The organism is Psychrobacter aquaticus CMS 56 (genome assembly GCF_000471625.1).
GTDB lineage: Bacteria > Pseudomonadota > Gammaproteobacteria > Pseudomonadales > Moraxellaceae > Psychrobacter > Psychrobacter aquaticus.
In genome coordinates this window covers 153409-168972 of record NZ_AUSW01000025.1, presented here as the reverse complement: position 1 = coordinate 168972, position 15564 = coordinate 153409, and the positions used below count along the sequence as shown (strand labels likewise).

The 15564-nt window shown below is 41.8% G+C and carries 13 protein-coding genes and 1 riboswitch; of the genes, 9 read left to right on the top strand and 4 right to left on the bottom strand.

All coding sequences use genetic code 11. From position 1 onward, the window contains the following. Window positions 1-58: 58 nt before the first annotated feature. The 8 genes from infB to pnp all read left to right on the top strand — a co-directional run bounded on the left by infB (window position 59) and on the right by pnp (window position 9250). On the top strand, window positions 59-2788 hold the full coding sequence (gene infB / locus M917_RS07145) for a translation initiation factor IF-2 (RefSeq protein ID WP_021814134.1): 2730 nt from the start codon (window positions 59-61) through the stop codon (window positions 2786-2788). Window positions 2789-3003: 215 nt separating this feature from the next. Beyond that, window positions 3004-3393 (top strand): ribosome-binding factor A, encoded by a 390-nt coding sequence (locus M917_RS07140; protein ID WP_021814133.1) that lies wholly within the window; start codon window positions 3004-3006, stop codon window positions 3391-3393. A gap of 9 nt (window positions 3394-3402) precedes the next feature. Next, window positions 3403-4491, top strand: a complete 1089-nt coding sequence (truB, locus tag M917_RS07135; RefSeq protein ID WP_021814132.1) for a tRNA pseudouridine(55) synthase TruB — start codon at window positions 3403-3405, stop codon at window positions 4489-4491. Window positions 4492-4824: 333 nt separating this feature from the next. Further along, window positions 4825-5349 (top strand): type 1 glutamine amidotransferase domain-containing protein, encoded by a 525-nt coding sequence (locus M917_RS07130; RefSeq protein ID WP_021814131.1) that lies wholly within the window; start codon window positions 4825-4827, stop codon window positions 5347-5349. A gap of 77 nt (window positions 5350-5426) precedes the next feature. Then, on the top strand, window positions 5427-5588 hold the full coding sequence (locus M917_RS14215; RefSeq protein ID WP_021814130.1) for a hypothetical protein: 162 nt from the start codon (window positions 5427-5429) through the stop codon (window positions 5586-5588). Between the two features lie 128 nt (window positions 5589-5716). Further along, window positions 5717-5890, top strand: a complete 174-nt coding sequence (locus M917_RS14295; RefSeq protein WP_021814129.1) for a hypothetical protein — start codon at window positions 5717-5719, stop codon at window positions 5888-5890. Between the two features lie 375 nt (window positions 5891-6265). After that, entirely contained in the window at window positions 6266-6532 is a 267-nt protein-coding gene (gene rpsO / locus M917_RS07125) for a 30S ribosomal protein S15 (RefSeq protein ID WP_025652581.1), read from the top strand. Between the two features lie 615 nt (window positions 6533-7147). After that, window positions 7148-9250 (top strand): polyribonucleotide nucleotidyltransferase, encoded by a 2103-nt coding sequence (gene pnp, locus M917_RS07120; RefSeq protein WP_021814127.1) that lies wholly within the window; start codon window positions 7148-7150, stop codon window positions 9248-9250. A 270-nt stretch (window positions 9251-9520) separates the two neighbouring features. Here pnp and M917_RS07115 read toward each other — a convergent pair whose 3' ends face one another. From M917_RS07115 to M917_RS07100, 4 genes are all read right to left on the bottom strand, one after another. After that, complete coding sequence (locus M917_RS07115) at window positions 9521-10096, bottom strand: macro domain-containing protein (RefSeq protein WP_021814125.1); 576 nt, start codon at window positions 10094-10096, stop codon at window positions 9521-9523. A 29-nt stretch (window positions 10097-10125) separates the two neighbouring features. Further along, complete coding sequence (locus tag M917_RS07110; RefSeq protein ID WP_021814124.1) at window positions 10126-10671, bottom strand: hypothetical protein; 546 nt, start codon at window positions 10669-10671, stop codon at window positions 10126-10128. A 113-nt stretch (window positions 10672-10784) separates the two neighbouring features. After that, on the bottom strand, window positions 10785-11042 hold the full coding sequence (locus M917_RS07105; protein WP_021814123.1) for a YheV family putative metal-binding protein: 258 nt from the start codon (window positions 11040-11042) through the stop codon (window positions 10785-10787). Continuing rightward, on the bottom strand, window positions 11043-13244 hold the full coding sequence (locus tag M917_RS07100) for a M3 family metallopeptidase (RefSeq protein ID WP_021814122.1): 2202 nt from the start codon (window positions 13242-13244) through the stop codon (window positions 11043-11045). It lies immediately after the preceding gene. A gap of 527 nt (window positions 13245-13771) precedes the next feature. On the opposite strand from M917_RS07100, the gene M917_RS07095 reads away from it, so the two are divergent. Further along, entirely contained in the window at window positions 13772-14884 is a 1113-nt protein-coding gene (locus M917_RS07095; protein WP_021814121.1) for an AOC03_06830 family ribosome hibernation factor, read from the top strand. Window positions 14885-15416: 532 nt separating this feature from the next. Further along, window positions 15417-15533: riboswitch (guanidine-I (ykkC/yxkD leader) on the top strand. Window positions 15534-15564 lie beyond the last annotated feature (31 nt).

Below are 15564 nucleotides of genomic sequence, written 5' to 3'. Positions count from 1 at the left end.
TTTGTAGCCAACAACTGAATTGAACATATAGCAAATAATAGACAGTAGGTGATAATAAATGGCAGATAAGACCGTCAAAGAACTGGCAGATATGGTAGGCAAAACCGCAAGTGCTGTAAAGCAGCAACTGGTAGATGCTGGACTGCCTGCTCGCGCAGAGGATGACCTAGTCACCGAGCTTGAGCAAGAGAAGTTGGTGACGTATTTAAAGCAAAGTCATGGTCAGCAGGAAAAACGTCGTATTAGTCTAAAATCTAAAACGACCAGTACTGCGCGCGTGACAGGCTCTTCAGGTAAATCTAAGAGCGTCAATGTTGAAGTACGTAAAAAGAAAGTATTCGAAAAGCCGGATCCAGAAAAGATGGCTGAAGAATTGGCTGCGCGTGAGCAAGCGATGATTGAATCGCAAGAGCGTGCTGCTAAAGATGCTGAAGAGCGTGCTGCGACTAAGAAAAAATCTGAAGAACGCCAAGCCGCTACCTTAGCAGCGATGCGTGCAAGCTTAGGCTCTAGCAAAAAGTCAGATGACAAGAATGACGACATCTCGACTTCAGTGGTTGTGAAAAAAGGTGGTAAGACCACTGTTGAGGTCAAGCCTAAAGAGCAACCAAAGAAAAAAGTGGCTGCGACAAAACCAAAAGTTGAAACGGCAGCAGAACGTAAAGCTCGCGAAGCGCGTGAGAAAGAAGAAGCCCGTTTACGCGAAATTGAAACAGAAACACGTCGTACTCAAGCTGAAGAAGCGCAAAAACGTACGCTCGAACAAATGCGTAAAATGGCAGGTCAATATACTGACCGTGAGCCAGTTGCTGAAGTTCGCAAAGATGAGCCATTGGCAGAAGGTCTGGTCGGTGACGCATTAGAAGAATCTTTCGAAAAAGAACGTCGTGAAATCAAACGCGGTACTAGCACCACGAGTGCTCGTGGTCGTGGTCGTCGTAAAAATCAAGATGAGCGTGAGATCAAAAACCGTAAAAATGGTTTGCGCTCAACGCAAGCATCACAACATAAATTTGAAAAACCTGTTGAAAAAATCGTTTATGATGTTGAGATTAGCGAGCATATTACTGTAGCTGATCTAGCACAACGTATGGCAGTTAAAGCTCGTGAAGTGACCAAGTTGCTTATGAAGATGGGCGAGATGGCACGTGAGTCAGATACCATTGATCAAGCGACCGCAAGTTTACTTGTTGAAGAAATGGGTCATAACCCTGTCCCAGTCAGTGATACAAAAGTTGAAGACGATTTACAAGATGCGGTTAATGAACGCAGCAGTAACGTACAAACACGTCCACCAGTCGTGACGATTATGGGTCATGTTGACCATGGTAAAACCTCACTATTGGACAAAATCCGTGAAACGAAAGTTGCCACGGGCGAAGCGGGCGGTATTACTCAGCATATCGGCGCTTACCATGTAAAAACCGAGCGCGGTGTTATTACCTTCCTTGATACCCCTGGTCACGCCGCTTTTAGTGCGATGCGTTCACGTGGTGCTCAAGCGACGGATATCGTTGTATTGGTTGTTGCCGCTGATGACGGTATGATGCCACAAACCGTAGAAGCGATTGATCATGCGCGTGCGGCTGGAACGCCAATTATCGTTGCAATTAACAAAATGGATAAGCCTGGTGCTGATCCTGATCGTGTTCTTAATGAGTTGACTACCAAAGAAGTGGTATCAGAAGCGTGGGGCGGTGATACGCCAATGGCTCGTATCTCAGCCAAAACGGGTGAAGGTATCGACGAGTTATTAGAGTTTATCAGTCTGCAAGCGGAACTGATGGAACTAGAAGCGCCATTAGATGGTGCTGCACAAGGTGTTGTTATCGAGTCAAGACTTGAGAAAGGCCGTGGCCCAGTCGTTAGTGTGCTAGTGAAAAAAGGTACATTGAAGCAAGGCGATTTGGTCTTAGCGGGCGAACACTATGGTAAAGTTCGAGCGTTGACAGATGAGCATGGTAAGCGAGTTCAATCAGCGGGCCCTTCTATTCCTGTAGAGATTTTAGGTTTGCCTGAAACCCCAGCAGCTGGTAGCGAGTTCTTAGTCGTGACTGATGAGAAAAAAGCGCGTGAAGTTGCTGACTTTAGAACCAACCGCGAGCGTGAGCGTCAACTTGAACGTCAAAATGCCATGCGTTTAGAGAGCATGTTTGATCAGATGGAACAAGGCAATGTCTCATTCTTGAATATCGTGTTAAAAACCGATGTTCGTGGTTCACTTGAAGCATTATTAGCGGCATTGAATGAGTTATCAACTGACGAAGTAAAAGTTCGAGTAATTAGTTCAGGTGTTGGCCCTATTTCTGAGTCTGATGTGACACTTGCAGAGTCTAGCGAAGCGGTATTGTTAGGTTTCAACGTCCGTGCAGATGCAACCGCACGCCGTAAAGCAGATGCTGCTAATATGGATATTCGCTATTATAGTGTTATCTATGGCTTGATCGATGATGTGAAAGCAGCGATGAGTGGTATGCTCGCTCCTGAACATCGTGAGAAAATTCTTGGTGTGGCAGACGTTCGCGAAGTATTCCGCTCTAGTAAGTTTGGTGCTGCGGCTGGTTGTATGGTGGTTGAAGGTACAATCTATCGCAACAAACCTATCCGCGTATTGCGTGACGACCAAGTTATCTTTACAGGTCAATTGCAATCATTGCGTCGTTATAAAGAAGACGTTAATGAAGTACGTACTGGTATGGAATGTGGTCTGGCTGTTCGTGGCTATGATGTTGAAGCTGGTGATAAAATCGAAGTCTTTGAAATTCAAGAGTTCGCACGTACTATCTAAAGTTACCATTGGATGCAGATTATCTAATTATACAATACGCTTACTCAGCTGAGTATATTAGACGGTTTTTTCATATCTAGTTGTACTTAGGCCTAACAGGTACATCCTGCTAGGCCTTTTTTAACAAATATCAGTCCATTAATTCAGCTTTCTCTTTTATATTGACCTAACCATATATCAATAAAAATAAGCCATATTTAAACAAAGGTAATAACATGAACCAACGATTACAACGCTTATCCGATCAAATTCAGCGTGAGCTTGCGGTACTTATTCGTGATGCAGTCAATGACCCTCGTTTGACCGGCTTTGTCACTATCTCTAGTGTCAAGGTTAGTCCAGACTTAGGGTATGCCGATATCTATGTCACCATTATGGAGCCTGAGCTCAACGATGCCATGACCAAGACCAATCACGAAGAGAGTATCAAAGTACTAAACAAAGCGGCAGGTTTTTTACGTACTGAGCTAAGCCACAGTCTAAAAACACGTACCACGCCGCGCCTACGTTTTCATTATGATGAAGTGACCGCTCGTGGCAATTATATGATGGATTTGATTAACCAAGCTGTCACTAAGACCGAAAAAAATGAAAATGAAGAGTAAGCGACTATTATGCCTACACCACCTAAGCAAACCGACAAAATAAAAGTCTCAGGTGTTATCTTAGTGGATAAGCCTAAAGGCATGACCTCGCAGCAAGTGGTGTCAAAGGTGAAATATCTGTTTAAATCACCGAACCACGACAGTAAAAAAGCAGGTCATACTGGTACGCTTGATCCAATGGCAACGGGTCTATTACCTATTTGCATGGGCGAAGCAACCAAATTCAGTCATTATCAACTAGATGCGGACAAATCTTACCAAGCCACTATCTTACTCGGTAGTCAGACAGATACAGGGGATGCAGACGGTCAAATAGTGGCCCAAGCACCTATTCCGAAGTTTGATGATAGCCTATTGGCTGACATTGCCCAGCAATTTTTAGGCGCTCAGCAGCAGATACCACCGATGTATTCTGCTTTAAAAAAAGATGGCAAAAAACTGTACGAATATGCCCGTGCTGGTATTGAAGTAGAACGCTCGCCAAGAGATATTGTTGTTAAGGCAATTGATATTAGTTCGATTGATGCTGAACAAATCCAAGTGACGGTGACTTGTACGAAAGGCACTTACGTGCGCGTATTGGGTGAAGACATCGCTAAGGCAATGGGCACATTAGGGCATTTGACAGCGTTACGACGCACGCAAGTGGGTAACTTTACTATCGATGATGCAATTGCCTTATCAGAATTAGAAGAGATAACTTTAGATACTCGGCAGGCACATTTGATGCCAGTAGATGCTTGCATCGATATCGAAGCTGAGCTGACCTTAACGACTGAACAGTGTACTCGTGTACACATGGGTCAACGCTTAAATGTATTTGAACAGCTAACCGATGATCTTAAAGATTATGTGTCAGATAACATTGCGAATCAATCAGTTATCGGTGAAGATGAGACGACAATCAGCCATCAGATCACTCATCTTAATACAGTCACTAATGATAGTTCTGCTAATAATCATTCCTACAAAATACCGCTGGCAGAGCATGAGATACCAGTGGATATACGTTTGGTAGATGAGAACGGTTTATTTCTTGGACTGGGTGCTGTCAGTCTCAATGGTCGATTACAGCCCAAAAAGCTCATTCAACGCTAATCTTCAGTTCACTTACTAACAGTTTACACTAATCACATATCGTCACATTTTATTGCAGGTTTCGCCTATGGTGAAACCTGTTTTTTTTGTACATTAGTTATACCAGCTAGGGAAAGCCAATGAGAAAAATAATTTGAAAGAGTAATAAAATAATAAGCAGAATAATAAAAACTATAAAAACTATAAAAAATTATTAGATAATAAAAAATAGATATAATGATTGTCAAATATGAATATAACTAAAAAAACTAAGATTTTCTATATATTATAATTATAAATAAAAAAATAGTCAGAACACTTTACCAATAATTCATTAATAGAAGAAGATATATTATGAAAACGATCGCTTTTTTATTACACAATAACTTTGAACAAGCAGAGTATGAAGACGTCAATAATCAGTTAAAAGATAAAGGTTATAAGACCATTCTTATTACTACTAATAAAGAAAAAGAAGTTCAGGCAATGAAGCAAGACGTAGATAAAGGCGATACCTTTACTGCTGATATCTTTGCAACAGAGGCAAAGTCTAATGATTATGACGCGTTAGTATTGCCGGGTGGCACTGTCAATGCTGATACAATTCGCGATAATGAACAAGCACATAGCCTTGTTAAGGCTATTTATGAAGCAGGCAAACCGTTGGCTGCGATTTGTCATGCGCCTTGGATACTTATCAATGCAGGGATTGCTAAAGGCAAAACATTGACGGCCTATAACTCTCTTCAAACTGATTTAGAAAATGCTGGGGCAACTTTTATAAATAAGACTGTACAAGTAGATGGTAATTTAATTACATCACGCAATCCAGACGATATCAAAAACTTTGTTGAAGCTATCGACAAAGCGTTATCATAATTTATTATTATTATTTTACAAGCAACAAGATAGCGTATTATTTTAATTTATTAATAATCAAAACTAAGGACAATATCATGGCAAACTCTAATCCAAACGATACCAAAATTGAACAACAGCGTTCTGAGTCAGCAAAAGCTGCACTTGAGAGCCAAACTGAAAATAATCACACAGAGAATTCTGAAGCTGCAGCAGATCGTCTCGTTGATAATTTAGAAAATGAAAAAAAAGATAAATAACGTATTTTGTAAAAGAATAACTTTTGGCTAATTGTTAGTGTGCTTTTGAAATAAAACCACGCATTTGTATCGGTTATATAAACGATAGAGTGACCGATATAAGAATCGAATAAAAAACAGGGGTTACTATGAGCAATTTATCAAACAATAAAGACGAGCAAGAACAAAAGATCGAGAGGCTTGCAGAATCTATCAATCCTAGTGAGGATGTGAGTCCTGATAGCTTAGCTGAAGCAACGACAGCGCCTCTTGCTGATGATGCGCTTGGTGGTAACGCTAATGAAGACGACGTCAAAAAATAAATCATTATGTGTGGCATTGTGATTCAAATCTTTGATGACCGCTAACATTATCCGTAAGACTATTACGAAAAACTGCTGCTAGTTCAGCAGTTTTTTGTTATAATGCCATCATCTTTAAATTGGGTTTTAGATTAAGCTTTTTAGTTCGTTTCATTGCATCAAGCAGATGGGCGGATGAATGGTGTTTTGCTTGTCTCTGTCCTATTTTTAAATGATTGTTACAACAACTGATTAAGCTTGTCGTACACTAGGTCAACTCTAGTAATGCAGGGTTGTCCTGAATGACGTCTAAGTTACTCTATTTATTATTCTACTGTTTTTAAGGCTGCTCATTTGGGTTATACCTTAGAACTTTTAGCATTGCCGGAGATATTTATGCTAACTAATACTGATCGTGAACAAATCATTTCTCAATACCAGCGCGGCGAAAACGACACTGGTTCTCCAGAAGTTCAAGTGGCTCTGTTGAGTGCTCGTATCAATGATTTGCAGAACCATTTTAAAGCGCACAAAGCTGACCATCATAGCCGTCGTGGTCTTATCCGTATGGTTAACACTCGTCGTAAATTGCTTGATTACCTAAAAGGTAAAGACCTTGGTCGTTATACCACCCTTATTAGCCAGTTAGGTCTACGTCGTTAATTTAGCGACAATAGTGCGAGTGGTTGTTAAAACAAAAGATGCCGTTATATGGCATTGTCTCGTAGTTTTTGCTAGACCACTTGGAACTTGCTTGCTGATACTGAGAAAATAGATTTCTTCTAAAAACGGTGTGGAATAGTTTCACGCCGTTTTTTTATGCTTATTAATATTGACGATGATTTCCCTAAAAAATAAGGGCTAGAGTTTGATATGGCAGTAATTTGTAATTCATTGGTCAATGCTTACAAATCACTGTAAAATAATATCTCGCGATTTTTGCAACAAGGTCATTGTTTAGATAATGATTAACTATAAAGTAGTAGCGAAAAACATCACTATTTTTAGACGTCAGAGACACCATATGTGTATGACTTTTGCTATGTGACAGATGTATAGTGAAACCGATATTGAGCAATTAGATATATACAATAGCAAGATACCTCCTACAGATAAAAAGTTACAGAGACAAAGATAAATCATAATATTGATCGTAATTGACATGATTTTTAGCAGAAAGCGTATCGATTAGCGATTATATACAAAGAATTTTAATGACAGATATCAGCTTTTTATGACGCTGATATTACTTTTGTCAGTCAACATTAGGAATATTATATGACAATGTTTAATACCATCAAACGTGAATTTCAATATGGCAATCAGCAGGTTGTTATCGAAACAGGCCGTATCGCTCGTCAAGCCAACTCTATTTTAGTGCATATGGGCGGTGTAACAGTGCTAGTAGCGGCGGTTGTAAAATCAGACGCTAAAGAAGGTCAAAATTTCTTTCCGCTAACGGTCAACTATCAAGAAAAAATGTACGCTGCGGGTAAAATCCCAGGTGCTTACGGCAAACGTGAAGGCCGTGCAAGTGAGTTCGAAACATTAACCTCACGCTTGATTGACCGCCCGATTCGTCCGCTATTCCCTGAAGGCTATGTCAATGAAATCCAAATTACGGCAACGGTTGTGTCATCAGACAAAACCCAGTCTGCAGATATCGCTGCTCTAATCGGTGCTTCAGCAGCGCTAGCTATTTCTGATGCGCCATTCAATGGCCCTGTTGCTGCTGCGCGTGTTGGCTTTATTAATGGTGAATATATCTTGAACCCGACGATTGAGCAGCTCAAAGAGAGCGACCTTGATTTGGTTGTGGCTGGTACTAAATCTGCCGTATTGATGGTTGAATCTGAAGCAGCAGAGCTATCAGAAGATCAAATGCTAGGTGCCGTACTATATGGTCATCAGCAACAGCAAATCGTCATTGATAACATTGCTTCAATGGCAGAAGAAATTGGTACTGCTAAGCAGCAATTTAGTGTACCTGAACGTGATAAAGCGCTTGCAAGCAGCATGAAAGAGCAGTTTGGCGAGCAAGTTGCTGACGCTTATACAATTACTGATAAGCAAGATCGTTATACTAAGCTTGATGAGATTAAGCAATCCATTATCGATGCACTGGCTGGTGATGCTGAATCAGAAAACTATGCTGATACCGTATCTGAGCTCAAAGAAATCTATAACGACCTTAAGTATCGTACGGTTCGTGACAACATCTTGTCAGGTAAGCCACGTATTGATGGTCGTGACCTTGAGACTGTTCGTGCCCTTGACGTACAAGTTGGCGTATTGCCATATACGCATGGTTCAGCGCTATTCACTCGCGGTGAGACGCAAGCATTGGTTACAACCACGCTTGGTAATAGCCGTGACGTCAATATGATTGACTCGCTGGGTGGTACGATCCGTGACCATTTCATGCTGCATTATAACTTCCCGCATTTCTCTGTCGGTGAAACAGGTCGTGAAGGTATTCCAAAGCGTCGTGAAATTGGCCATGGTCGTCTAGCACGCCGCGGTGTACAAGCGATGCTCCCAGACAGCGAACGCTTCCCGTATGTCATCCGTGTGGTATCAGAGATTACTGAATCAAATGGTTCATCTTCTATGGCGTCTGTTTGTGGTGCAAGCTTGGCATTGATGGATGCTGGTGTACCATTAAAAGCACCAGTTGCTGGTATTGCGATGGGTCTGGTTAAAGAAGGCGAGCGTTTTGCGGTATTGTCAGATATCTTGGGTGATGAAGATCATCTTGGCGATATGGACTTTAAAGTTGCTGGTTCTAAAGACGGTATTACTGCGCTTCAGATGGACATTAAAATCGAAGGTATTACGCCTGATATCATGGAGCAAGCGCTTAAGCAAGCCCATGCTGGCCGTATCCATATCTTAGATGCGATGAACAAAGTATTGCCATCAAGCCGTACTGAAATCAACGCTCATGCCCCTAACTATGCGGTTATCGAAATCAATCCGGACAAAATCCGTGACGTAATCGGTAAAGGCGGTGCGATGATTCGCCAGCTAACGGAAGAAACTGGTGCGGTTATCGATATCGATGATGGTGGCACGATTCGTATCTTTGGTGAAAACAAAGCGGCTACTAAAGCGGCTATCGGCAGAATCGAAGCATTGACTGCTGAAGTTGAAGTCGGCAAAACGTATGAAGGTACCGTCGCTCGTATCGTAGATTTTGGCGCTTTTGTTAACGTCTTGCCCAATACTGATGGCCTAGTACATATCTCACAAATCGCAGAAGAGCGCGTAGAAAATGTATCAGACTATCTAAAAGAAGGTCAGATCGTGAAAGTATTCGTTCAAGACGTCGACAACCGTGGTCGCATTAAATTGACTATGAAAGGTATCGAGCAGAACTAATTTTTATCTATTAGTTTGGTCTAGATATGAAAAAACCGCTTTGAGACGCTCATTATGAGTACTCAAGGCGGTTTTTTTATGCACTAAAAAAGTTGAAATAAGCGCTTGGTTTATATAGTTAGGTCAATATAAAACAGATTCAGCGAAACTGGGATAAATTTTGCTTGCTTGCTTGCTTGCTTGCTTGCTGTGCCTGCGCAGCTCGATGCTACAAAAAATTTATCCCAGTCTCGCATCATGATGTCGTGTATCCATTTTATTTGGTATCGGCTATATAGTGATGTCTTTAGGCAGGTGAATATTGATATGAAGCTTGGGTACGTCTTGCAGCTGCTGCGTCAACAAAGGGGAGACGTCAGCATACCAATCCAAATGAACCACTTTTGTTGTTGTATTGGCACTATCGTCATTGGCGTTGGCATTGTTTTGCGAATCATGAAAAATAAGTGGGCGTGCGAGTAGGGCTGCTCTGCGGATACCTTGATAGCGAATGAGCGGGACAAGTTGTTGTTGCAAATCTATTAAAGCACTATTAAGCCCGCGTAATCGTACTGGATGATAAGGATGATCTGAGACAACAAGATTAGCAATATAAACTGGTTGGTTGCCATTACTACTGATACCAAGGCCTGCTTGTTCAAGCGCACGTTTATGCAATAAACAACTGCCCACGTTTAGACTGCCATCACGGCAAGCGCGATAATAACGTTGATAATTATCAGGAAATAAAGTCTTAGCGCGTATCAGCACAGAATCTAGAACCACACCTGCGGTATTAACTGGCAGGATAAGTAGCTGTGCGCTACTGTTTAATATAGGGGTGTGTGTTAGTTGCAGAGTTGCCATCACTGGCCCCTTTATAAAAAAGAATACGTTTATTCCACCGAAGTCTGACTAGTATTATTCGTTTCTAATTGTGCAATTTTTTTTTCTAGTAAGGCAATTTGTTCGGCCTTCATATCGGTCAGCTCTTTATTCATAGCCAATTGTTCAGCCGCCAGTTTCTCTTGTTCGGCCAAGCGCTTACGCTCATCTTCTAAGCGATCAATCTCTTCTTTGGCGAGGCTGTCTGTTTCTGGCAAAGGAGCATTTATGATGGTCTTAGGATCTAGTGTCTGAGTGTTTGAAGCAGTTGAAGGATCTGTGCCTTCGTTTAACGCGTTTTCATTTAACGTGCTTTGATTTAGTGTCGTATCATTTGTCTCATTATTTAATGGCACCGAAGCAGATGGTTCGGCAGTGATTGGTTTTGTTATCGTTGGCGGGTTTTGGGTCTCTGTATCAGGGGAGATATTTCTCCAAACCAAGTAACCAATCAATAGCGCTGCCAAAATAACAACTAACCACCATTTTTGGTAGAATTTAGCAGACTGCTTTTTTGATGATTTGGTGGATAAAGGACGCATTTTTTTACGATTCATACGAGGGTCAATTTATGTCAGAAATATAAGTATTCCTACTATAACAAACTCAAAATAAAAAGCCTATCTATTGATAGATAGGCTTTCTTTTGGATAAGTGACATTGCTGATTTTTAGGGTTTGAACTTTACTGTACCACTGGTGCCAGTAATCATCGCGTCACGAATCAGCTCGTCCTCAAGATGGTTTTTGGCACTGATCGCATCAGGGTCAGGGCGATGCTCTGTATGTCCACACTGGGTACATTCGATATATTCATCAGGCGCTGGCGTGACAACATTCACTTGCACTACTGCATCCATCGTCTGACATTTGGGGCAGCGAACCCCTGCTAAGAATTGCCGCTTGGGACGTGACGACTGATAACGCATTTAAATCACCTCATGCGTCGTTTGCGCATTTGCTGCATCGACCTTTTTAGTATTAGCAAAACCACTGTGGCGCAATAGGGCATCGATACTGGCACTACGACCACGGAAGTTTTCAAAGTTGGTCTTGGCTGGAAAACTACCACCAACTGAGAGAATAGTGTCACGAAACGCTTTACCCGTTACTGGGTTAAAAATACCGTCTTCTTCAAACTTACTAAAGGCGTCTGCAGACAGTAGCTCTGCCCATTTATAAGAGTAATAACCTGCGGCATAGCCTCCAGCAAAAATATGGCTAAAGCCATTGGCAAAGCGGTTATAGTCGGGCGTCTGCATAATGGCGACATCGCTACGTACTGTGTTTAAGGTCGCTAAAATACCTTCGTAATCAAGCGCTGGCGTATGTGCGTGAATCAATAAGTCAAACAAGGCGAGCTCGATTTGACGCAGCGTTTGCATGCCACTTTGGAAGTTTTTCACCGCCAATAGTGCATCGAGCTTGTCTTTAGGCAATGCTTCACCGGTTTCGACATGACTGCTGATAAGGGCAATACCTTCAGCATCCCATGCCCAGTTTTCCATAAATTGACTGGGCAGCTCGACCGCATCCCACTCGACACCGTTAACACCAGCGACATCACCGACGGTCACTTGCGTCAGTAAATGATGCAGACCGTGACCGAATTCATGGAACAAGGTCAGCACCTCATCGTGCGTCAATAAGCTTGGTTTGCCATCTAGTGCTGGCGTAAAGTTGCCAACCATAAAGCAAACAGGCAGTTGCTGATGCGCTTGTTCGTCATAACTATAACGCGACTGAAAGCCATTCATCCATGCGCCGCCCCGTTTACCACTACGGGCAAATAAATCAAAGTAAAAACCACCGAGCAGGTTATCGTCAGCATCAAACAATTGATAAAAGCTTACGTCGTCATGCCAGTGTGATACAGGTTGGCTATTCGCATTATCATTGGTTTGTTCTTTCACCTTGATATCGTATAGACGCTCTACAATCGCAAACAAGCCATTAATGACTTTTGGCAAGGGAAAGTAAGGACGGATTTCTTCTTGCGACAAGTTAAATTCACTTTGCTTTACTTTTTCAGCGATATAAGCGCTATCCCACGGTTGCAATTCATCGATGCCGTAAGCGTTTGCATACTGTTGCAGTTGCGCCAAATCTCGCTCAGCTGTGGGCGTAGCTTGCGCTGCTAAATCACGCAAAAAGGTTTCAACTTCTGCCACACTATCTGCCATTTTTTTTGATAGTGATACGGCTGCATAATCAGTAAAACCTAATAGCTTGGCTTTTTGCTCACGCAATTGCAGGATTTGGCTCATGATATCGGCGTTATTTAATGACTCACCTTTGGCATTGGTATGTGTATCGAACTCAGAGGCACGGGTGACATAAGCGCGGTACAGTGTCTCACGCAGTCTGCGATCGTCTGCATAGGTCATGACAGCCAAATAAACTGGTATGTTTAAACTGGCGACATAATAAGGGGTCGGTAATGCATCAATGTCTTCTTGCGTGAGTGAACCGCTGGCAAGCGTGCGCGCTTTGTATTGTGCGCCTGCATCTGCTAAGAGTGCCAGACCACTTTCTGTCAAACCTGTCAACTGTTTATCGTTCAGCGGTAACGCATGGGCTTGGGTGGCATCCAAAATATGATCAGAAAAAGTCGCTGATAAAGTAGACAGCTCGCTTTGAATCGCTGCAAACTTTTCTTGTTCAGCTTTGGCTAATGCCACGCCCGACAACTCAAAGCTTCGTAGCGCAAGCTCAATAGCACGTGCCCGCGCAGGTTCAAGTCTGGCAAAAAATGCCTCATCATTTACGATAGTTTGGTACCGACTAAATAGCGGCTGATGCTGTCCCACTCGCGTGCCATAAGCGGAGAGCTTAGGCAGCAGTTCATGATGGACATGACGAATCTCATCGTTGCTCGTTACGCTATTTAAATGCGACAAAATACCCCAACTACGATCCAGTGCCAAGTTCATGTGGTCAAACGCCATCACATCTGCCAAGGCTTGTTCGGCGCTCATATCAACAGAATGACCATTGTTGTCTGTTGTCGTGGTCATGTCATCTAAAAATGCATTGGCAGTATTGATAGCGTTCAGGATTTCAATTTGTAAAGTACTTGGCGCTGCACTGGCAAAGTCAGCAAGGTGTAAATCTGGAGAAATAGAGGTCATAAGGATATCCAATTTGAATGAATGATTGTTGGGCAAGTGAGGTGTTATACAGAGTGTTAGTTTGCTGCTGAAACAGACGATTTAGGGTAATTTTAATGTTTGAAGTATTTTACGGTTTTATATGAGATATCTAAAAGATGGGTTCATTTGGTAAAAATGCAACCTGATTTGTGACTGTCTGGTGATAGAGTGATTGTCCTAGCAAACTCAGAAAAGATAAAACGACTTTTTAGCAATATAAAGCGTTTTACTTACAAAGCGCTATCATTTGCTTGCAAATTAACCCTACAGGAGGCTAGGTTCAACTGATAGCATCATTGTAATGGAATAGAAAAAGTCTTATGTAAATTGACAGTTTCTCTAGTATTAAAGTTATTCTCTATGATTAAAGTCGTAAATAACTTGTCGATGCTAAAACTTGTCGATGCTAAAAATAAAAAAGATAACAGTCGTTAGTTTTTTTAATGAACAGATTGATTAACAAATGCCAAATTAACAGTAAATGATAATAAAACAAGGAACAATATATGAAAGCGACTCTCAAAAGTTTACGCGCAACCAAAGCCAATCCTGCGGTGAGTATCTTCGTTAAGACGCATCGTGCGCATCCTGCTAACGATCAAGATCCTATTGCCCTAAAAAACCAATTAAAAGTAGTTGAAGAACGCTTAACCAATGAATATGATAAGCGTACCGCGACTACTATTTTGGACAATATTCATGCCAAAACCAATGAGCTTAATCACAACTATAATCTTGATACCTTAGCGATATTTGCTAGTACTGACGACGTACAGATCATTCGTATGCCGATTGATACGACAGAACGTGTGGTTATCTCGAATAGATTTGCGACCCGTGATTTGGTTCGTGATATGGCCAGCGCAGTGCATTATTATACTGTCGTGCTTACTCGTGATAGCGCTCGTTTGATCGAAGCCTCTAATGATCGTGTTGTCAAAGAATTTGATAAAGATGATGATGGCCAAAACAATATGGACAACATTCCTTTCCCTATCGAAAATAACGGTCTGTATACCACTGGTGATGGTGGTTCGGATCGTTCATCAAACAATGAAAGCAGCTACCTAAAAGAGTTCTTTAACCAAGTAGACAAAAGTGTCCAAGAGCTATGGGGTGAGCATAAAATGCCACTGGTTATCGTGGGTGATGCTAAAAATATTGGCTACTACAAAGAAGTTTGTGATCGTCCAGACAACATTATTGCGACGGTCTCAAATGCGACTAATCTAGATGATGGCAGTGCTCAGCATATTGTCGACAGCGTGCAAGAAGCAGTGGAAGAGTATCGTACGTCGCTACATCAAGCTGCCCTAAGCGAAATTGATAGCGCGCGCGGTGCTAATATGCTACAGACTGATTTGCAAGAAGTCTATCGCAGTGCCTTCCAAGGTGCAGGTGAGACACTCTATGTCCGTCGGGGTTACATGCAATCTGCTAAGATTGATGAGCAAGCGCAAACGTTAAGTATTGCCAATGATGCTGCCGCAGAAGGTGTGACTGATGACGCCATTGGCGAAATCATTGAACATGTGATTCATAATGGTGGTAAAGCAGTATTTATGCCACAAGACATCATGGCTGAAGATCAGCCGATTGCTCTGGTGACTCGCTACTGATTGATGAATGCTGTCTGTTGATCATAGTGATTTACAGATGAGGCCTTAATAGAAAATAGTTAAACATATTGTAAAAGCATTGATTCTTAGCGAATCAATGCTTTTTTTTGGTTATTCATATTTGGTCATAAACATATGATGCATATTTAGCAATAGTGAGCGGTTCAGAATAGGGCAGTGTTTATCATTGTGGTGCATGATGTTCTACGATAGTGCGCTTGCCAATTTGATTAACAGGCACTTCAAAAGTTATTTGTATTGCTGTGACATGCCCTAACGGTAATCAGTGTGAAGAGAGATACTGGTTTTATTGAAATTCACTACAGCCTATGCCTATCGGTGGATGTAGTGAATGATTCAATTACCTTTTATAAAGAATTAAACGGCTATTATCTTTACTGTTTTTACGGGCAGATTTTATTTTTAGCGAAGTATCAGCCATCAATCACTTGTAATAATCTTTGGCTGGCATAAGGCTTGCACCACGGTTAGTACACGGTTAACTACCGTCATATTACTAATCTAAGAGCTAAAAAATGCTGTCTAGGGTTCCGGTATAGTAGAGGAAAAAAGCATCCTTATACTATATGACTGGTCCGAGAGATGGCGGTTCGAAAGAACTACACGGAGGGATAAAAGCCCGGGAGACTCTAAGTGACACTGCTCACTTAAGCTCGTAA